This window comes from Streptococcus macedonicus ACA-DC 198 (genome assembly GCA_000283635.1).
Lineage (GTDB): Bacteria > Bacillota > Bacilli > Lactobacillales > Streptococcaceae > Streptococcus > Streptococcus macedonicus.
Genome location: HE613569.1, coordinates 720,372 through 741,668, shown reverse-complemented (window position 1 = coordinate 741,668; position 21,297 = coordinate 720,372). Strand labels below are relative to the sequence as shown.

Genomic DNA, 21,297 nt, shown 5'->3' with positions numbered 1-21,297 from the left:
CCCTCTGAGATTTCCTTGTCTCAGAGGGTTATTTTTAAACAATATGATGTTTTATAGTTTAACAACTTCTAGCTGTTCGCCACCAAGCAAAACGAGGTATTTATCAACGTTTTTTCTATCATAAGACTTGCTGAGAGCTTCTGCATATAAAGCCATTTGTCCTTGATAGCGTTCCTTGATTTCCTCGCTATTTTTGTATTTATCAGTCTTGTAATCAAAGAGTACGATGCGGTCATCTAAGACAAGGTAACCATCGACAATCCCACGGACAACGAATTTTTCCTTACTGTCAGGGTCCTCTTTTAACATGGCAAAAGGTGCTTCGCGATAAATCTTGTCTGTATGTTGCTGAATCAACTGACCAAGCTCTGAATTTTCAAAAAAGGCTAGAACATTTTCCAAACGAATACTTGCTTTCACCTCATCTTCTGCCGAAACTTGGGCTAAAGCCACGGTAATATCGGCTATCGTCACCTGTTTTGATAGAGGAATACGTTGCATAAGTTCATGCATTGCCGAACCAATGGCTGTCGCTTCGATTTTGGCTTTCTTCGAAAAATCTGGCAATTCAAATGTTGGTTGTGCTTGATAGGGTTTTGTCATCATGTCAACACCATCAGTATCCATGACTGGCTCATAGAGTTTTTTGACCTGACTTGGCGTTCTCAAACTTGGCAAATTGATGGCTGCATGGTACTTCGCATTTAACTTTTCGACAGCTTCCAATCTATCCAAGGCTTCCGTGATATTTTCAGACTGGCGGTTATCTGACAAATCATCTGGCGTTATCACAGAAGTGGCTTCAATTTTACCAATCTTATCATCTGTCAAATCTTCGTCCGTGACAAAATCAACTGCAAAAGGCAAGGTCTCCTTGCTATAAGCTTCATGAATGGCTAATACCCAATCTTGAAAAGTCATGAAATTCTCACGTTCTGCCACTGGCAAATGATTGTTTTCTGATTTACCACTATATTTATCCACTAACTTTTCAGAGCTTGCTTTTCCGATCAAATACAATTTCTTTTCTGCGCGGGTCATGGCAACGTAAAACAATCGCATTTGTTCTGAAAGCGTAGCTAAGCGCAATTCACGCTTATTGATCTGGTAAGGCAAGGTATCCATGCTAACCTTGACTGTTGGAAAAACGTCCGTTTCCAACTCTTCTTTCATATCAGCTAGATACTTGATACCTGCACCATTTTGACGTGATAAAATCAAGGGTGACATCAAATCCTGAATACTAAATTTCTTGTCAATATTCAAAATGAAAACATACTTGAACTCAAGCCCTTTACTTTTATGAATAGTCATCAAGTTCACCGCATTTTTAGGCAGAGCCACCTCAACGTCCGCAAGGTCATTCTCACTTTCTAACACCTTATCAATCATGCGAATAAAACGTGAGAGTCCTTTAAAACCAGTTCGTTCAAAATTATGGGCACGAAGAGCTAAAGCATATAAATTTGCTTGACGTTGCTCAGCACGTGGTAAATTGCCCACGTAATCATAGTAAAATCTGTCGTTGTAAATTTTCCAAATCAAGTCATAAAGCGCATGCCATTTGGCAAAGTCACGCCAAGCAACAAAACAAGCCATAAAATCAGCCAATTTATCATGTAAAGCGATTGTTATCAATTCATTATGACTTCCTTTGCCAGCTAAAGCATGCTCTAATTTTTGATACAAATTAGCTCTATGGTCATCTTCTGTTGTTTGTAGCGCAAGGCGTGCCAGCTCATCTTCATTGAATGAAAACATCGGTGAACGCATGAGCGCTACTAAGGCATAGTCATTGAGCGGATTATCAAGGGCGCGGAGCGTGTCAAGCATAACCATGACTTCGACTGATTTAAGGTAATTTTGCTCACCACCGTCAGTCACCAAAGGAATACCATAGTGTTCAAAGGTTTGTAAAATACCGTCGTTACGCGTGCGTGATGAGACTAACAAGGTAATATCCTCGAAAGCAACGTGTTCCTCATTGTGCAAACGAATGATTTCTTTAGCCACTAACTTGACTTCGTTAGGGTTAATTTGTCCTTCTTCGGCATCACTTGGCAAGTCACTATTGTTATCAATATCGTAGATAAGCACTTGCGTTTTATTTTCTGGGTAACTTTCCTTTTGAGCAGGGCTTCCAGCGACCAATTGATGTGTGTCATCATACAAAATCTCACCAACAGCTTCGTCCATTAAATGCGTAAAAATACTGTTTGTCGCATCTAAAACTTCTGACTGACTACGGAAATTCTCTTTTAACAAAATTAATTTTCCATGGTCAGGATGTTCTTGAAAATCTTTAAATTTTTGGTTAAAAATCTGTGGGTCGGCTTGACGGAAGCGGTAAATGGATTGCTTGATATCCCCCACCATAAATCGATTATGACCATTCGACAACAACTCCAACATGCGTTCTTGCGTGTGGTTATTATCTTGGTACTCATCGACCATAACTTCGTGATACTTATTCTGATAAAGCTCACGAATATCAGCGTTTTCTTCCAAAATCTGAATGGCAAAATGGGCAATATCCGAAAATTCAAAAGCATTTTCTTGGATTTTCGCTTGCAAATATTGCTCTGAAAAATCTTGCATAAATTTCTGCAATAGCTCTAGCAACGGAAGGCTCTCTGGCTGGTATTTAAAAATGGTTTCCAAATGTTTCAAACCAGTCAAACGCTCCTGTAAGGTTTTAAAGACGGGATATTTCGTTCCTGCAACTGTCACAGCAGGACCAGCTGGAAGCAATTTCGCCACATCTGTCGCCAAACGTCCAAGACCGTCACGACCATAAAGAGTTTCAAAATGCTGTGCCCATTCACGCAAATGCTCGATGATATTCAAATGCTTTTTATAATTGGCGGTAAGTGTTCCTTTGGCTGTTTTTTGCTTGTAGTCTTCTAAATCAGTCACATCTTGCAACTGGTCAGCCGTATCATGCAAGCAAGTCAGAAAATCCTTGACTTCTTGGTCAGGAATTGCTGAAAAATCGGTATAAGTTTTAGCACCTTTTAAAAATACTTCTGCCAACCACTTCTGTGGATTATCGGTTGCTTGACTAAAATCATAAATTTTATAAACAATGCCTCTAAAAGCGGTGCTATCCTTACGATTACCAGAAAAATTCCGCATTAATTGACGAAAAAGCTCAGCATCACTTCCTGTCATGTAATCAGAAAAAAGGTCAAAAAAGACTTCATTTTTCAAAATATCTTGCTCACTTTTATCCGTCATAATACGAAAAGTTGGTGAGATTCCTAGCGTGTAGCCGTATTGATTGACCAATTTCTGCGTAAAAGCATCCATGGTTCCAATATCAGCTGTCTGTAAGCCCAGCATCTGCTCATTGAGATAATTTTTCAAATCATTGTCAGTCGTTTCTTGCAGAGCTTGGCTAATTTTCTTCTCAATACGCTCTTTTAATTCCCCAGCAGCCTTGACTGTGAAGGTTGAAATGAATAGCTGGTCAATCGTCACACCACGCAAAATTTTATCAATAATGCGTTCAACCATGACAAAGGTTTTCCCAGAACCAGCCGATGCAGACACCAAAATATTATTGCCATAACTATAAATAGCTTCGATTTGTTCTGGCGTACGTTTTTGTTTTTTGGATGACTGCGCTTCTTGGATTTGTAGAGAAGAAATGTCTTCTGACGTTAGAAATGGTTTAAAGATCATCTGTTTCCTCCTCTTCTTGCATTAGGCTCAAAAAGCCTTGACGTCTATCTTTTCTTGGTAATTTATACCATTTGCGAGCATAAGGCATATGGCGGTCAGCCTCAAATCGTGTGATTGCCTTCAATTGGTCTCCTTGAACTGATTTGCCGTCCTCACTATAAGGATTAATCAAGAAATGCCCCTTCTTAATCTGCTCTGCCGCTTTCAGATATAAGTTTTGATTATAAGCTAGCAAAATATCAAGTTCTTCTTGACTGTAAAGCGAATCATTCAGATGATAGCGACCATTGGCTAAATACGCTTTTTCATCTTCCAAGAATAGACCACGATAAGTCAACTCTTTAGCCAAATTTTCTAAAATTTTCTCTGTCGTAGCCACCGATGACAAATCAACTTTTGGCTCTTGCATATGCAAATACATAGCGCCAAAAATATGCTCCGACTCGCTCAAGCCTTTTTTATCACGCAAAGCTTGCACGTAAGTCACCAATTGCGGACTTAAACCATTGTAGAATTTCTGAATATCAAAAGTATTGCGACTTGATTTGTAATCCACAATGCCAAGACTGCCGTCTGATAAGCGGTCAACACGGTCAATAATTCCTCTGATACGAACGCTATTTGCAATCATTAAGTCAAACGTTTCTTCTTCACTTTCAACTTGAATCTGAGCATCATCACGTAAAATCGTTGCCGTACTTCTAGCAATATCTTCCAAGACAGTCAAAGAATAACGACTTTCTTCATCTTCTTTGTAAACAAATTTGAAATCGTCTTCCAAATTCGTTGTTTGAATAGCTTTATCAAGTTTGCTATCAAAAGAATGGTTTGAATCATCTTTCATGACCAATTCAAAAACACGGTGCAGGTAGGTACCATGATTTCTGGCATCTGGGTGAATCGTCTCAACCTCTTGCAAGCCAAGAACATATTGCAAAAAATATTTATACTGATTATTGTAGAAGGTAGTAACTGCAGATGATGATAACGAAATCGGCTCATCGCTTGGAAAACGTGCCTCAATCACGTCGGCAGAGACCGTCTTAGTTTGCATATTATCCTTAATCAGCGGCAATTCAATACCTTCTGCTGCCAATTTTTTTCGAAGATAACGAACAGCAACTGACCAGAAAGTTTGCTCTTCCTTGCTAAGTTCACGCTCTTCTTCAATCGCCAAACGATTGACTTCAATCACGCGCGACAATAAAGCCTTATAATTGCCAATGTCCTCGGCATCCGTTGACAAACGATTACAACCTTTAGCAAGAACTGGCACACCAAAGCTAGCCAATTCGGTTAAGTAAGAAGATTCCGTATCTTCGGCTTCGTTGGCAATTTGTGGCAGACTAAGCACCAATTCTTCTGTCGCCGAGTTGAACAACGATAGGGCAGCAAAATGATTTTTCTTGATATTTTCGCGACTAACAATATCAAAACGTTGATTATCATCAGTTGATTCGTTAATTTGGGCACGTTCTTCATCTGAAATCAGACTACTATTTTGCGCAATTTTTGGAAAATGTGCCTGCGTCATGCCCAAAGCAAAGACAAATTTATTGGTGTGCGGTTCAACCAAATCATAAGATTTGACCGAAACAACATCAACCGTTGCAGGCACCACACGGTACTGCGCAGCTAACATTCCGCTGCGAATCAAGGATAAACAGTCATCCAACGATAACTTTTCTTGCCCAAAAATCGTTTGAAATTGCGTTAAAATACCTGTAAATGTCCGCCAAACTTGCTCATGCTTTTCTTGTTCATTTTCTGAAAAAGTCGCTACCATGCCTTCTAGATTATCAGGTAAATGAATGGCGTGTAAAAATGTCATTAATTTCTCAAGCAAACTAGAGCCATGTTGCTTTTGCGCCTTAAATAAAGCAAGTAAAGGCGTCATGATTTGCTCGCGCATGCGATTAACAAAGGCTAAATGTTTTTTTCCTTTATAAACAATCGTGAATTCCTTAGCAAATTTGCTTTGTCCCTTAATATCAGCATAAATCAAATATTGCTCAAAAAGGTCTAAATCTTCTTGCTTGAAATTTCCATAAAGCCCTGTTTTTAACAGATTAACGACATCTTCGGTACGAAAACGATAACGCTTCACACGCTCCAACGAATCAATAAAATGCACCAAAGGATGGTCACTCATTGACTCCGCTTTTCCAAAATAATAAGGAATGTCATATTTGTCAAAAATCTTGCCAATTTGCAAACGATAGCTGTCCACATCACCTAAGAGCACTAAAATATCCTTGTAACGATACCCTTGATAAAGCTTATGTCGAATAGCTTTCGCCACATGCTCGACCTCTTCTTTCTGATTAATGACATCCCAAATAGCGTAATGTTTTTTATCATCAGCCGTCAGCGTCACATCTGAACTCGTAAAGTCGTGCTTTGCTTCGAATAATTTCGATAATTTTGAAAAAGCCTCGTGATATTTCTGAGAACTTTCAACATACTGCGGTTGCACATGGAATTTAGCTGCTAAACCACGCAAGAAATCTAAACTCGCTTGGTAAACATTTCCCGTCGAAAATGCCGCTCTATACGCCTTTTGACTACTGTAAGTTCCGATAATCACTTGCGCACATTTTTCTTCAAGCAAGCTTACTAGATACTCTTCTTCTGCTGAAAAGCGTGTAAAACCGTCAATGACAAGGCTCACATTTTCAAGCATAGCATCCAAATGTCCTGCCTCAACCTGCTTTGCAAAATAAGCAATCTTGCTCTGATTATCATACTGATTGACAAGCAAAATATCATTAACCGCTAAAAAGATTTTCACCAAATCTTCCTGTTTCTCCGCTGAATGCAGTTCTGTCAAATCAAGCACAGTCATGTTAGCCGTTTTTAATTCTTTGTACAAATCAACCAACTGCTTGATAAAATTCGTATCCTGCTTCAAACGCCCAAAAACTTTCAAATCTGTATCTGAAAAATGTGACAAAGCACGGTAAAAAATCATAGCCAAGCCATTGTCATCAATGCTTTCCTTGACCTGCACTTCATTTAACACAAAATAACGAGCCATTTGAGCAAAACGTGTTACCGTAATCGCAAAAGAAGCTTCTTCTGGTAACAACTCCAAAACTGCTCTTTCTTTTTCAAAAGATAAAGAATTGGGAGCAATGTAAAAAACACGCTTACCAGCATCTGCCTGCGCTACTGCCTCTCCAACTAAAATCTCAGTCATATCATACTGAATATCTGTGTATAGTAATTTCATAACATACCTTCATTAAGCAAATCGTTACTCCTATTATACCAGATTTCAAAGTGTTTATAAGCTCTCAACAATCATCAAAAATCCCACCACTACTTTCGTAATGGTGGGAGTCATCTATATTACCCAAAATAGCCTAATGAGTTTGGAAATTAACGAACTTCTGCGCCGAGTTGGTCAACAAGGACTTTAGTGATTTTATCCATGTATTTAGCAACTTCTTCGTCAGTTAAGTTGTCATTCGGATTTTGGAATGTAAGGCTGTAAGCCATTGATTTCATACCTTCAGCGATATTTGCTCCAGCATAAACGTCAAAGAGTTTGATGTCAGTCAAATGTTTCACTTTAGCTGATTCAATCGCTGCTAAGATTTCTTTATGAGTTGTTGCTGCTGGTAATAGCAAAGCAATGTCACGAGAAACAGCAGGGAATTTTGTGATTTCAACAAACGCTTTGTCAGCGTGAAGTGCCGCTTCAATGATATCCAAATTCAATTCAGCTACGTAAGTTTCTGGAACGTTGTAGTTTTTAGCAGTTTGTGGGTGAACTTGTCCAACAAAACCAACTAGTTGACCGTCCAAGTAAATGCTTGCTGTACGACCTGGGTGCATGCTAGCAAAACCTTTTTCAGCTACATAATCAACTGTTAAATCAAGTTTAGCAAAGATAGCTTCAACGATACCTTTCGCATAGAAGAAATCAACTGGCGTTGCTTTTGTTTGGAAATCTTTTTCAGCAACCAATCCAGAAATCGCAAAGGCAAATATGTTGACTTCGTTTGGCAATTCTTCTTTTGGATTACCTTTTTGTTCAAAAACTTTACCGATTTCGTAGATTGCCAAGTTGCTATTTTTACGAGCAACGTTGTAAGCCACAGTATCAAGCATACCAGAAACAACATTTTGGCGAAGAACTGAGCGTTCTACTGACATTGGCCACATCAATTCTGTCAAGTGGCTTGGTTGCAATGTAAATTCAGTTGCTTTTTCAGGTGTTGTCAAAGTGTATGAGATGATTTCAGTCAAACCAGCACCCTCAGCGATTGAACGCATTTTACGACGTAATTTTTGTGTTGCTGTCAATTCACCTGCTGTACCTGCAGCTTCTGGAAGTGTAGTTGGGAGGTTATCATAACCATAAATACGTGCAATTTCTTCAACCAAATCAGCTTGGATAGCAATATCCCAACGACGACGTGGCACAGAAACTGTAAATTTATCTGCATTTCCTGACAAACCAAAGCCAAGTTTGGCAAAGACATCTTCAATGTCAGCGTAAGTCAATTCTGTTCCCAAACGAACGTTAACATAATCAAGTGTTGTTGATACTTCAACATCTTCAGTTGGAACTGAACCAGCTTCAACACGACCAGCAAGAACATCACCGTCAGCTAATTCTTTAAGCATTGCAGCTGCAAAATCAAGAGCTTCGGCAACAGTTGCATAGTTGATACCTTTTTCAAAACGTGATGAACTTTCAGAACGAAGGTTCAAACGATCGCTTGTTTTACGAATTGATGTTCCGTCAAAGACTGCTGCTTCAAGCACAACGTTTTTAGAATTGTCATCAATTTCAGTAGCTTGACCACCCATAACACCTGCAAGTGCAACTGGTTTGTCAGCAACTGTGATAACAAGATCTTCAGCAATCAATTCACGTTCTTCGCCGTCAAGAGTAACTAATTTCTCACCAGCACGCGCATTGCGAGCAATGATTTTGTTATCTTCAAATTTATTCAAATCAAAGGCATGCATTGGTTGACCAAAGTACAACAAGACATAGTTTGTCACGTCAACAACGTTATTGATTGGGCGGATACCAGCGTTCATCAAAAGATTTTGCAACCATTGTGGACTTGGTTTAACAGTCACATTTTCAACCACGCGTGCTTTGTAAGTCAAGACTTTATCAGACTCGATAGCAACGTCGATAACGTCTTTTGCTGCTTTAGAAACTTCTTTAAGTTCTTTTTCTGGGAAATGAACTTCTTTACCGTAAATGGCAGCCACTTCGTGAGCAACACCACGCATAGAAAGAGCATCTGCACGGTTTGGCGTGATTGACAATTCAATGATTTCATCGTCTAAATCAAGATATGGGAAAATACTATCACCTGGTTTAGCATCTTCTGGCAAAATTTGGATACCGTCTGAAAATTCTTTCGGAATAATAGAATCTGGCAAACCAAGTTCTTGGAGTGAGCAAATCATCCCAAGTGATTCCATGCCACGGATTTTACCTTTTTTGATTTTGTAGTTATCAGCAATACGTGCACCTGGAACAGCCACGATAACGTTGATCCCAGCAGTCACATTTGGAGCACCGCAGACAATTTGACGCAACTCTTCATCACCAGTATCCACTTGACAAAGGTGCAAATGTGTTTCTGGAACATCTTCACAAGATACAACGTGACCAACAACTAGTTTTGTCAAGCCTTCAGACGGTGTTGAAACACCTTCGACTTCAATCCCTGTTGTTGACATTTTTTCAGAAAGCTCATGTGTTGTTACATCAACATCAACAAGCTCTTTTAACCATTTATAACTTACTAACATAAATAATGTGTTAAAAGCTTTTCGCAGTCAAAATACGTTTGACAGGCAAGCTTCTTTATCCCTTTCTACTGTTATTCTTTCAAGGCTTTTCTCAAAAGCCAATCTGTATCTACTTTATCGCCAACTTTAAAAGAGTGTTCTGAAAATTTTTCAAAACCATATTTTCGATAGAACCCTTGTGCCTTAACATTATGTTCCCAGACACCTAACCAAGCCCAATCAAAGCCTCCTTCTTTTGCCATATCAAGCGCTAGCTCAAATAATTTCTTACCTAAGCCTAATCCTTGACACTCGTTAAGAATGTAAATGCGTTGAATTTCAAAGGCATTTTCTAGTTCGTGTTCGGTCTGTGCAGCGCCCCAATTGACTTTCATAAAGCCAACCTCACGCCCATCAACCAAGACAAAACGAACATCAGATTCTGGGTCAGTCACCTCTTTTTCGAGTTGTTCTAAAGTGTAACTATCATCGAAAAACTGTTGAAGTTCTTCTTCGACATTATCAAAAGCAAAGGTTTCACGAAAAGTCTGAATACTAAGTTCTTGCAAGATACTTAATTTATCCAATGTCACTTTCTCAACTTTTATTTCTGACATATCTTTTCCTCCAATCGTTTTTCTGTTATCTCGCTTTATTTAAATTGTTCTGAGAAACGGACATCACCTTGATAGAAACCACGGATATCATTGATACCATAGCGAAGCATTGCGATACGTTCTTGACCAAGACCAAAAGCAAAGCCAGAGTATTTTTCAGAATCAACACCAGACATTTCCAAAACGCGAGGGTGTACCATACCAGCACCAAGGATTTCAATCCAACCAGTTTTCTTACATACGTTACATCCTTTACCACCACATTTGAAGCATGAGACGTCAACTTCTACTGACGGTTCAGTAAATGGGAAGTATGATGGACGAAGACGAATTTTACGGTCTTCACCAAACATTTTCTTGATAATCATTTCAAGCGTTCCTTTTAGGTCACCCATAGAAATGTTTTCCCCAACAACAAGACCTTCGATCTGGTGGAATTGGTGGCTGTGAGTCGCATCATCTGTGTCACGACGGAAAACACGCCCTGGTGAAATCATTTTCAAAGGACCTTTAGAAAAATCATGTTTATCAAGTGTACGTGCTTGCACAGGACTTGTGTGTGTACGAAGCAAGATTTCTTCAGTAATGTAGAACGTATCTTGCATATCACGCGCTGGATGGTCTTTTGGCAAATTCATACGTTCAAAGTTATAATAGTCAGATTCCACTTCATAACCATCAACAACTTGGAATCCCATACCAAGGAAGATATCTTCGATTTCTTCACTTGTTTGTGTCAAAACATGACGGTTACCCAGATTAACTTGACGTCCTGGAAGTGTTACATCCAAACTTTCTGATTCTAGTTGTGCTTGAATTTTAGCTGCTTCAACAATTTTAGCTTGTTCTTCGAAAGCTTTTGTCAAAACATCACGGACTTCATTGACTTGTTTTCCAACAACTGGACGCATTTCTTTAGAAAGATCTTTCAAACCTTTCAATAGTTCTGTCAATGATCCTTTTTTACCAAGAACTTGAACACGTAATTCTTGAAGTTCTTTTGCATTGTTTCCACGCATTTCAGCCAATTTAGCTTGCGTAGATGATTTTAATTCCTCTAACTGCGCTTGTAAATCCATTAAAATTCCTTCCTTGGGTAAAACCCTAATGTTTTTAAACGAAAAAAGCGTGCCACACTCCAATAGCGGAGCGTTAACACGCGGTACCATCCGTTTTTTATCTGACTAGCAGACCTTAATTTATCGTCTTTAACATGAGTGAATTCACCAAACTTTCATCTAGGAAGCTTCCAGTCACGGCTTCCATTCCCTGCTAAACTGCCATAAGGTTACTAGTCTCATAAGACACTATTCAATTTATAACCCATTCTAGCAAATTTTTAGCCATTTGACAAGGAAATCCCTAGCTTGATTTATGTTAGAGTTAAAAATCTCTAACTAGTGACTGTTGACACATTATTTTTCCAAATGATAAGCAAATATGCCACCATCAAAAGAAATATTGTTTCCTTGGGCATCAGTATAAAATGAGACACTTTCTTCACCAATTTTCTCAAACCCAATTGTCCTTAAAGTTTAACTGATGGAAGATTTTTTAATACTGTCCTTGCAATGCAAGTATCACTACCATCACCTAAAAGTGTTGACAGCACAGCCACTAAACTCTCTCTAGCGTAACCTTTTCCATGATAATCACTATGGAAACAGTAACCACACTCGTATCCAGCATCAATCTTATGGAAGTCAATGGTTCCTATCATTTTATCTTGATAACAAACAGCATAGAATAAATGCTCCCCTTTTGGTGAAAATTCTGCCCATTGTTTAGCTTTAGCTTTTACCTAAATATCATCAATCGTATGCGGTGCATCATATTGTGCGTACGGTGACTGACTAAAATCCACCCAAATATCCTTCAAAGCGTTCCAATCATCTTCTGCAATAAAACGAATGGATAAGCGTTCTGTTTTAATCATACCAATTTCTTTCAATAATCACAAAATAATAACACTATTATAGCATACCAAAAAGTTATTCAAAGCACTCAATTCACACTAACTTGACCTGAATAATAATCAAATGTCAGTCCGCTTTGCACATTTGGAACAAAGACGTTAAATTCTAGACTACCGTCAGATGATTTGGCTTCCAAATGCGTTCCGCTTGCTAAGAGATTATCACCGTCATAAATCAAGGTGACACGATAACGAACTCGTTTTTTCTGGTCAAGAGCTTTGCGGACAAGGGATTCATAGTAATTTTGACCAGTTGAACTTTCCGAATTTGCCTCGTTCGCCCAAGCCGTCTGTGTTGCCACATTGTCAGGGTTGCTTGTTGACGCATCAAAGCCTTTTAGACCACCAACCAAAGCATAGCCAAGCAAATGCCCACGGTCTACCGCATGGCTATAAGTCCCTGAAAGGTCTTGAACTTGATGCCAACCCGCAGGCGTCCAAGAGGTCGACCCATTTCCTGTTTCCTCACGACTTTTGTATTGACGAGTTGACTTACTTAGCAAAGCATTAGCAACCGTTGGAACAGTCTGACCTTGCACCGTTTTCGTTTTGTTGTTGGCGTAAGGTTGACTTGAAACTTTTGCATTTAGGGATGTTTGATTATCATTGATAATATAGGCTCCCGCACCATTCCATTCTATATTTGCCCCTAACTGCTCTTTGACACTATCTGTTAATACCGTCTCTGCTAAAGATTGTGTTGGCGTTGCCAAATCTGAACTTGATTGATTTGACGTTATTTCAGAAGAGGAGTCACCAGTAATTAACGAAACGACTTGATTTAGCGGGTCAGTCGAATCTGATATCGTCACCCAACCAGTACCAATACCAACTAACAAAATCACCAAAGACATCAGGGATTTTGTCTGTTTAAACAATTTTGATTTCTTTGCCATAATTTCCTTTCATCAAAAAAGCGGAAAAACCGTTACTTTATTTCAAATCATAAAGCCGATTATCCCACTTCTAAATAATAATTGTTCCTAAGACAATCACTAAAATAAACCTTATTAATTTCCAGTAAATTTTCCAATAATCGATTGCCATTTATCCAAAGATAAAATTGCAAATGGATTTTTGCCTTCACCAATGATGCCATAGCCAATCATCAAACCAATTGCCAAAAATAAACAACACAAAAGAGCAATTACCAAAATTAAAACAAGTTGTTTGGTTACATATTTCCAGCCACTTGTCATTTTTAAGCCTCACTTACACGTTTAATATTTGCACCGAGTTTAGCCAATTTTTCATGGAATTTATAATACCCACGGTCAAGGTGAACCAATTTTCCGACAGTCGTTGTTCCTTTAGCAACCATTCCTGTCAAAATCAGAGCTGCACTCGCACGAAGGTCCGTTGACATCACAGGTGCTCCTTGGAGTTCTTTACCACCGTGAATTATAGCCGTATCTCGCAAAATTTCCGATTGCAAGCCCATACGGCGCATTTCTTCCAAATGTTGGAAACGATTCTCAAAAACAGTTTCAATCATCGTTGATTTGCCATCTACGACTGCCATCAAGGCTGTAAACTGCGCTTGCATATCTGTTGGAAAACCAGGATGTGGAAGTGTTTTAACCATTACAGGTCGCAATGTTGATGTATCAGCAATCACACGAATACCATCTTCCTCATCAACAACAGTAACCCCCATTTCAATCAATTTTGAAATCAATGGACGGTTATGTTCCCAGATAGCATCTTTGATAAGAACATTTCCTGTTGTCATGGCTGCTGCCACCATAAAAGTACCAGCCTCAATACGGTCTTGAACCACATCATGTTCTGCCCCATGAAGGCTATCAACACCAGTGATAGTCAAAATTTCTGTACCAGCACCTCTAACATTAGCTCCCATTTTATTGAGTAGCATTGCCAAATCAACGATTTCTGGCTCACGTGCCACATTTTCAATAATCGTAACACCATCTGCTAATGTCGCCGCCATCATCAAGTTTTGCGTTGCCCCAACAGATGGGAAATCCATGTAGATAGTTGTCCCTTTAAGCTTACCATCAACAGTTGCCGTAATATCACCACCAGATTGCGTAATCTTAGCTCCCATTGCCTCCAAACCTTTAAGGTGAAGGTCAATTGGGCGGCTACCAATCGTACAACCACCAGGCATTGAAACCTTGGCATGTCCATTACGTGCTAAAATTGGTCCTAGAACAACGATTGAAGCACGCATCTTACTAACATATTCGTAAGGAGCAATATCCAAAATATCACCAGAAGCATCCACTTCAATTTTATTGTTAGCTTCATCAAAATCAACTTGAATATTCAACCCACGGACAACATTATTCATCGTAAAAACATCTGAAAGGATTGGAACATTGGTTAAAATTGTCTTTCCTTCCTCAGGTAAAATCGTTGCAGCCAAGAGTGGAAGAACAGCATTTTTAGCTCCTTCAATCACTACTTCTCCTTGCAAACGTGTATTACCACCTTCAATAATAATTTTATCCAAAATGAACTCCATTCTTATATTATAATACCTAAAATTATATCATAGTTTACAAATTATTGCTTTTATTGAAAACTCAAGAAAAGAGTTTGACTCATTGTAATGATTTCTAGGAAAAAATGACTGACGAGATAACCAATAGCAATGCTTAAAAACAAGATAAATACTTTTAGTCGTCCAATGTTTTCCGCTGAATTTTTAATGATTTTAGACCAATCAAACAACTGACGAAGCAATTGATGTGTCATCGCAATGAACATCAAATGACACAAAATGGTCACAGTACTATTTAAAATTTCCATAACCTTATTATAGCAAAATTTGCTTCTCACAACAAAAAAAGCCAGCAAAGCTGACTTTTTAGGATTATTTCTTACCAACACTGATACGGTTCAAAGCGCGACGAAGCGCAACTTGTGCACGGCGTACTTCGTCAATATTGTGAGTACTTTGAACTTGTTCTAATTTGCGTTCTGCACGAATCTTAGCATGTTCTGCACGGCTAACATCAATATCACGTTCACGTTCTGCAGAGTCTGCAACAATTGTCACGAGATTGTCTTTCACTTCCATAATACCACCGTTGATAGCCACCCAATCCACGTGATTATCATCATCAATACGACGAATTTTCATTTCGTGGATAGTAAGCGGATTAATGAGGTTAATGTGTTCTGGCAAAATCCCCATTTCACCATCTGGTGTTTTTACTGAAATAAAATTAGCATGGTGATCATAGCAGATACCATCTGGTGTTACTACCTGAACAGTCATATATATCATGGTATCACCTCATTAGTAATTCATTTTCTTAGCTTTTTCAACTACATCCTCGATTGGACCTACGTTACGGAAAGCATCTTCTGGAAGATCATCGTATTTACCTTCCAAAATTTCTTTGAAGCCACGAACAGTTTCAGAAACTGGTACATATGAACCAGGCATACCTGTAAATTGTTCAGCAACGTTGAAGTTTTGTGACAAGAAGAATTGGATACGACGTGCACGTCCAACCAATGTTTTTTCTTCGTCAGACAATTCATCCATACCAAGGATTGCAATGATATCTTGCAATTCACGGTAACGTTGAAGGACATGTTGTACTTCTGTTGCCACTTCATAGTGTTCTTGACCAACAATTTCTGGTGAAAGGGCACGTGAGCTTGAAGCAAGAGGGTCAACGGCTGGGTAAATACCCATTTGAGTCAACTTACGTTCAAGGTTAGTTGTTGAATCCAAGTGAGCGAATGCTGTTGCTGGCGCTGGGTCAGTGTAGTCATCGGCTGGCACATAGATGGCTTGGATTGATGTAACAGAACCTTTTTTAGTTGATGTGATACGTTCTTGCAATTGACCCATTTCAGTTGCCAATGTAGGTTGGTAACCAACGGCTGACGGCATACGACCAAGAAGGGCTGATACTTCAGAACCTGCTTGAGTAAAACGGAAGATGTTATCAATGAAGAGAAGCACGTCTTGTCCCTCAACATCACGGAAATATTCAGCGATAGTCAAACCAGTAAGGGCAACACGCATACGTGCTCCAGGTGGTTCATTCATTTGACCAAAGACCATGGCTGTTTTTTCGATAACGCCAGATTCTTTCATTTCCCAGTAAAGGTCATTACCTTCACGTGTACGTTCCCCAACACCAGTAAATACTGAAATACCACCGTGTTCTTGGGCAATGTTATGAATCAATTCTTGGATAAGAACGGTTTTACCAACACCGGCACCACCGAAAAGTCCGACTTTACCACCTTTTAGGTAAGGGGCAAGAAGGTCAATAACTTTGATACCTGTTTCAAGGATTTCTGATGATGTTGATAATTCATCAAAAGCTGGTGCTTCTTTGTGGATTGGTTCACGTGGTGCGTCTTCAGCAAATGGTTCATCAAGGTCAATAGTTTCCCCAAGAACATTGAACACACGACCCAAAGTTTCTTTACCAACTGGCACACTAATCGCACGACCAGTATCAAAAACTTCTAATCCACGTGTAAGCCCATCAGTTGATTCCATAGCGATAGTACGTACAAGACCGTCACCAAGTTCAAGAGCAACTTCGAGAACGATTTTTTGAGATTTATCGCCATCTTTATAAACAATCAATGCATTATTAATCTCAGGTAATTTTTCCCCAGCTGCAAACGCAACGTCAACAACTGGACCAACAACCTGAGCAATTTTGCCTGAGCTCATGTTTTTCTCCTTTTAGATTTTTTAGGAATACAATCCCGTTTTCGTGAGCGAATTAAATACTCACCTTTATTCTAGTGCGTTAGCACCTGCTACAATTTCAATAATTTCATTTGTGATGGTTGCTTGACGAGCACGGTTATATTGTGTCGTTAAGTCAGCGATAATGTTTTTAGCATTATCAGTCGCTGTCTGCATAGCTGTCATACCAGCTGCATGTTCAGCGGTTTTCGCATCAATAATGGCACCATAAATGAGACTTTCAGCATATTGTGGTAAGAGTTGTTCCAAAATCAATTCACGACTTGGTTCTAACTCAAAACCAGTTGTCCCTTCTTCTGCCGCTTCATCAGCATCTAATTCAGCAATTGGAAGCATTTGTTGGACACGAACTTGACTTGTCAAGCTGTTCACATGGTGATTGTAACATACATATAATTCATCAAACAATTCGTTTTTATACATTTCAACAGATTTTGAAATGATATTGCCGACTTGTTCAAATGATGGCTGATCTTCCAAACCACGCAATTCAAATACAACATTCATACCACGTGCTTTAAAGAAATCTGCTCCGATACCACCGATGGCAATAATAGCATAATTATCATCTTCAGCATGATATTCTTGAATAAGATCCATCATAGCTTTCAAGATTTTAGAATTATACCCACCAACAAGTCCTTTATCAGATGTAATCACAATGTAACCTGTCTTTTTAACTGGACGTGCGGCTAACATTGGATTTGTTGAACCATTAATAAGTTCTGATTTCAATAAATCCGTAGTAATTTGACGAATTTTTGAAGCATAGATTTGGAAATTTTGTGCTGCTTGCTCAGATTTAGTCAATTTTGCAGCTGATACCATTTGCATAGCACCAGTAATATGACTTGTTTTCTGAGTTGAAATAATTTTCCCTTTGATTTCACTAAGAGAGCCTGCCATATGCCACCTCCCTCTTATTTGAATTCTGACTGCTCTTTAAAGGCTTTAATAGCTGCATCTAAGACAGATTCTTCTGGTAAATCTTTGGTTGTACGGATAGTTTCAAAGATTGATTCGTAATGTGCATCAAAGTAATCATACAAAGCTTCTTCAAATGCTAAAATGTCATTAACTGGTACATCATCCAAGAAACCATGGGTAAGTGCATAAAGAATCACAACTTGTTTTTCAACAGGAAGTGGTTTGTGAACAGGTTGTTTAAGCACTTCAACTGTACGACGTCCACGATTAAGTTTAGCTTGTGTTGCTGCATCCAAATCAGAACCGAATTGTGTAAAGGCTTCAAGTTCACGGTAAGAAGCTAAGTCAAGACGAAGGGTACCAGCAACTTTCTTCATTGCTTTGATTTGTGCTGAACCACCAACACGTGATACTGAAGAACCAGCATCAATCGCAGGACGAATACCTGAGTTAAAAAGATTTTCTTGCAAGAAGATTTGTCCGTCAGTGATAGAAATCACGTTTGTTGCTATGTAAGCTGAAATATCACCAGCTTGTGTTTCAATAAATGGAAGGGCTGTGATAGAACCACCACCAAGTGCATCAGAAACTTTAGCTGAACGTTCAAGTAAGCGGCTGTGAAGATAGAAAACATCACCTGGGTAAGCCTCACGTCCTGGTGGACGACGAAGAAGAAGTGAGAGTTCACGATAAGCTACCGCTTGTTTTGATAAATCATCATAAACAATCAAAACGTGTTTTCCATTATACATAAATTCTTCTGCCATTGCCACACCAGCATAAGGAGCGATGTAAAGTAATGGAGAAGGTTGTGAAGCTGAGGCTGTCACAACGATTGTATAATCAAGAGCTCCGTATTTACGAAGTGTTTCAACTTGTGTACGAACAGTTGATTCTTTTTGACCAATAGCAACATAGATACAAATCATATCTTGTCCTTTTTGGTTCAAAATTGCATCAATCGCAACAGATGTTTTACCTGTTTGACGGTCACCGATGATTAACTCACGTTGACCACGTCCAATTGGGACCAAAGCATCAATCGCTTTAAGACCAGTTTGGAGTGGTTCAGAAACTGATTTACGTTGCATAACGCCTGGTGCAGGTGTTTCAACTGGACGAGTTGCAGTTGTCTTGATATCTCCAAGACCATCCACTGGTTGACCAAGTGGGTTTACGACACGACCAATAAGAGCTTCACCTACTGGCACTTCCATGATTTTACCAGTACGTTTAACTTCATCACCTTCACGAATTGTAGAAAAATCTCCAAGAATAATGATACCAATGTCATTAGACTCAAGGTTTTGAGCCATACCGAAGGCACCATTTGAAAATTCGAGAAGTTCTCCACTCATGGCATTATCAAGTCCATGAGCACGGGCAATACCATCACCGATATAAGTGACTACACCAGTTTCTGTGACGTCAAAATTTGGCTGGAAGTTTTCAATTTGCTTTTTAATTAAAGCGCTAATTTCTTGTGCATTAATTGCCAAAAGTCACACCACTTTCTATTTCAAATTCATTTTAAATGTTTGTAATTGACGACGAATGCTTGTGTCGATTACTTTATTGTTAACATTAATGATAAATCCACCAAGGATTGATTCGTCAATGTTTTCAACGAGTTTTCCAGCTTTAACACCGAATTTTTCAGCAACCAAAGCTAGAATATGTTCTTTTTGTTCATCTGTTAAAGCTACTGCCGTTGTCACAACAATGTCGTGTTGATTAGTTGCAATAACAAAATCTTTTTGAACACCTTCTAAAATATCTTTTAGGAACGCTTCTCGTTCGTTTTGTAAAATTACCTCAAGAAAATTGTTCATGTATACTGAACTAGACTCTTGGAGTAACCTAACAAGTTTTACTTTTTCATCACGTGAAACGACTAAACTTGATAAAAACTTAGCTAAGTTTGTCTCTTCAAAAACAGACAACAAAGCTTCTGTTTCTGATTGAAGTTCAGCTAAACTGTTTTTTTCAATAGCGATTTCTACGAGACTTTTCGCATATTGCTCAACAAGAGCTTGTGTCTTTTTATCCATTAGGCATCTCCTAGCTTGTCAAGATAGCTATCAATGAGATTGCTTTGAGCTTTTTTGTCAAGGTTAGTTGTCATGATTTTTTCTGCTAAAAGAACAGTCAAATCAGCAACATCTCTTTTAACACTTGAAAGAGCTTCTGCTTTACTTTGTTCAATATCTTGAATAGCTTTAGCTTTCAAGCGACTTGCTTCTTCAAGTGCTTCTGCAACGATTTTAGCCTCTTGATTTTTACCTGTTTCTTTGGCATTATCAATAATTTGTATTGCCTCTGTACGAGCGGCAGCTAACTCTTCTTGGCGTTTAGCAGCTAATGCTTCTGCTTTTTCACGAGCAGCTTCTGCACCATCAATATCGTTAGAGATTTTTTCTTCACGAGCTTTGAAAATTCCTGTAATTTGGTCCCATGCAAAGATGCGAATCAGGATATATAATAAAAGAACTGATCCAGTTGTGATAATAAGGTTACCTAAACTAGTTGCATTTATAAGTGTAGACATTTATTTCTATCCCCTTTCTATTCCTCTTCTTCAACGACTTTTTCACCAATGTATTTCGATGAAAGAATAGTAAATACATAAGCTTGAATACATCCAATAAATATTGAAAAGGCTGTCCAAGCGAGATTTAAAACAAAGCCTACAGAAGCCCCTACGATACTCGAGTGAGCTAGACTTATAATCAGGGACATGACAATTTCACCAGCGTAAATATTTCCATAGAGACGCAAAGCCAATGAAATCAAACTGGTAAATTGATCCAAAATATTCATTGGAAGCATAACAGGATATGGTGAGACATAGTGTTTCAAATAGGTAGCTAAACCTCTTTTACGAATACCTTCAACGTGAACAACAATAGCAACAATCAATGATAATGTGAAATCAACCATGAAGTTAGATGTTGGTGACGTCCAAAAGTTATATTCTTCTGACTGCAACTTAAGCATCAAACCAAGGTTATTAGCAACCAAAAGAAAAAAGAAAAAGGTAAACATGAGTAAGCTATAATTGTTTGTGTACTCACCCAAGTTTGGACGGATGGTATTTCTCACAAACTCGTACAGAAACTCAATAAATGTCTGTTTCCCTTTTGGTTTTATTGTCATATGGCGACTCGCCCAAAAGGTAATTCCAAAGGCAATCAGTACAGTTAAAAGAGACATGGCAAGAATGGTTAAATCAAAAGTTATGCCAAAAAATTGAACTGTTGGATTACTGACAGTTTCCAACTGATTCCCCCCTTTCTTTTAGAAAATCTTCAGCAATATCATTTTGTAGTAACAAAGAATGTACATGCTAGAAGAACAAAGAACGTACCTTCAATAAAGGCAATACCCAAAAACATAAGTGTTTGGAGTTTGTTGTACATTTCAGGTTGACGAGCTGATGATTTTGCAATATTGGAAACTAGAATACCTTCACCGATACTCACTCCCATAACAGCAATACCAAGTGCTAAAATAGCTAAATTCAACATAAGAATTCTCCTTTTAAAATTTTTTACTTTGTTATTTTAGTCCTATTTTAGGAAATTGTCAATGAAATCGCAAATTTTGGAAAAGTT

At 38.6% G+C, this 21,297-nt stretch carries 18 protein-coding genes and 1 pseudogene; all 19 read right to left on the bottom strand.

Annotated elements, in window-relative coordinates:
- Positions 1-51: 51 nt before the first annotated feature.
- A complete protein-coding gene (gene addA, locus SMA_RS03830) occupies positions 52-3,684 on the bottom strand; it encodes a helicase-exonuclease AddAB subunit AddA (protein ID WP_014294311.1) in 3,633 nt (1,210 codons plus the stop codon).
- Complete coding sequence (gene rexB, locus SMA_RS03825; protein ID WP_014294310.1) at positions 3,674-6,916, bottom strand: ATP-dependent nuclease subunit B; 3,243 nt, start codon at positions 6,914-6,916, stop codon at positions 3,674-3,676. Before rexB ends, addA begins: the two co-directional genes overlap by 11 nt.
- Before the next feature lie 149 nt (positions 6,917-7,065).
- Positions 7,066-9,471 (bottom strand): phenylalanine--tRNA ligase subunit beta, encoded by a 2,406-nt coding sequence (pheT, locus tag SMA_RS03820; RefSeq protein WP_014294309.1) that lies wholly within the window; start codon positions 9,469-9,471, stop codon positions 7,066-7,068.
- A gap of 71 nt (positions 9,472-9,542) precedes the next feature.
- Complete coding sequence (locus SMA_RS03815; protein WP_014294308.1) at positions 9,543-10,067, bottom strand: GNAT family N-acetyltransferase; 525 nt, start codon at positions 10,065-10,067, stop codon at positions 9,543-9,545.
- A 35-nt stretch (positions 10,068-10,102) separates the two neighbouring features.
- The gene (pheS, locus tag SMA_RS03810) at positions 10,103-11,146 is read right to left on the bottom strand and encodes a phenylalanine--tRNA ligase subunit alpha (protein WP_013642932.1); all 1,044 of its coding nucleotides are present in this window, start codon (positions 11,144-11,146) and stop codon (positions 10,103-10,105) included.
- Between the two features lie 449 nt (positions 11,147-11,595).
- Positions 11,596-11,841: pseudogene (locus tag SMA_RS12360) on the bottom strand (GNAT family N-acetyltransferase); the annotation flags it as partial.
- 27 nt (positions 11,842-11,868) lie between these two features.
- Positions 11,869-12,003 (bottom strand): hypothetical protein, encoded by a 135-nt coding sequence (locus SMA_RS11970; protein WP_257235419.1) that lies wholly within the window; start codon positions 12,001-12,003, stop codon positions 11,869-11,871.
- Between the two features lie 68 nt (positions 12,004-12,071).
- Entirely contained in the window at positions 12,072-12,938 is an 867-nt protein-coding gene (locus SMA_RS03800; RefSeq protein WP_014294306.1) for a DNA/RNA non-specific endonuclease, read from the bottom strand.
- A 114-nt stretch (positions 12,939-13,052) separates the two neighbouring features.
- Positions 13,053-13,241 carry a DNA-directed RNA polymerase subunit beta gene (locus tag SMA_RS03795; protein WP_009853912.1) on the bottom strand — a complete coding sequence of 63 codons (189 nt, stop codon included), beginning with the start codon at positions 13,239-13,241 and terminating at the stop codon, positions 13,053-13,055.
- 2 nt (positions 13,242-13,243) lie between these two features.
- Positions 13,244-14,518: a UDP-N-acetylglucosamine 1-carboxyvinyltransferase gene (murA, locus tag SMA_RS03790; RefSeq protein WP_044563015.1), complete on the bottom strand. Its 1,275-nt coding sequence runs from the start codon at positions 14,516-14,518 to the stop codon at positions 13,244-13,246.
- A gap of 62 nt (positions 14,519-14,580) precedes the next feature.
- Complete coding sequence (locus SMA_RS03785) at positions 14,581-14,817, bottom strand: DUF1146 family protein (protein ID WP_014294304.1); 237 nt, start codon at positions 14,815-14,817, stop codon at positions 14,581-14,583.
- Between the two features lie 64 nt (positions 14,818-14,881).
- Positions 14,882-15,298 (bottom strand): F0F1 ATP synthase subunit epsilon, encoded by a 417-nt coding sequence (locus SMA_RS03780; protein WP_014294303.1) that lies wholly within the window; start codon positions 15,296-15,298, stop codon positions 14,882-14,884.
- Between the two features lie 12 nt (positions 15,299-15,310).
- Positions 15,311-16,717, bottom strand: a complete 1,407-nt coding sequence (atpD, locus tag SMA_RS03775; protein ID WP_014294302.1) for a F0F1 ATP synthase subunit beta — start codon at positions 16,715-16,717, stop codon at positions 15,311-15,313.
- 66 nt (positions 16,718-16,783) lie between these two features.
- Positions 16,784-17,662, bottom strand: coding sequence for a F0F1 ATP synthase subunit gamma (locus SMA_RS03770; RefSeq protein WP_014294301.1), 879 nt, complete (start codon positions 17,660-17,662; stop codon positions 16,784-16,786).
- A gap of 14 nt (positions 17,663-17,676) precedes the next feature.
- Positions 17,677-19,182, bottom strand: a complete 1,506-nt coding sequence (atpA, locus tag SMA_RS03765; RefSeq protein WP_014294300.1) for a F0F1 ATP synthase subunit alpha — start codon at positions 19,180-19,182, stop codon at positions 17,677-17,679.
- A 15-nt stretch (positions 19,183-19,197) separates the two neighbouring features.
- Entirely contained in the window at positions 19,198-19,734 is a 537-nt protein-coding gene (locus SMA_RS03760) for a F0F1 ATP synthase subunit delta (protein ID WP_014294299.1), read from the bottom strand.
- Positions 19,734-20,231, bottom strand: coding sequence for a F0F1 ATP synthase subunit B (gene atpF / locus SMA_RS03755; protein WP_014294298.1), 498 nt, complete (start codon positions 20,229-20,231; stop codon positions 19,734-19,736). Before atpF ends, SMA_RS03760 begins: the two co-directional genes overlap by 1 nt.
- A 17-nt stretch (positions 20,232-20,248) precedes the next feature.
- Complete coding sequence (gene atpB / locus SMA_RS03750; RefSeq protein WP_014294297.1) at positions 20,249-20,962, bottom strand: F0F1 ATP synthase subunit A; 714 nt, start codon at positions 20,960-20,962, stop codon at positions 20,249-20,251.
- 38 nt (positions 20,963-21,000) lie between these two features.
- Positions 21,001-21,210, bottom strand: coding sequence for a F0F1 ATP synthase subunit C (locus SMA_RS03745; RefSeq protein ID WP_014294296.1), 210 nt, complete (start codon positions 21,208-21,210; stop codon positions 21,001-21,003).
- Positions 21,211-21,297: the final 87 nt, after the last annotated feature.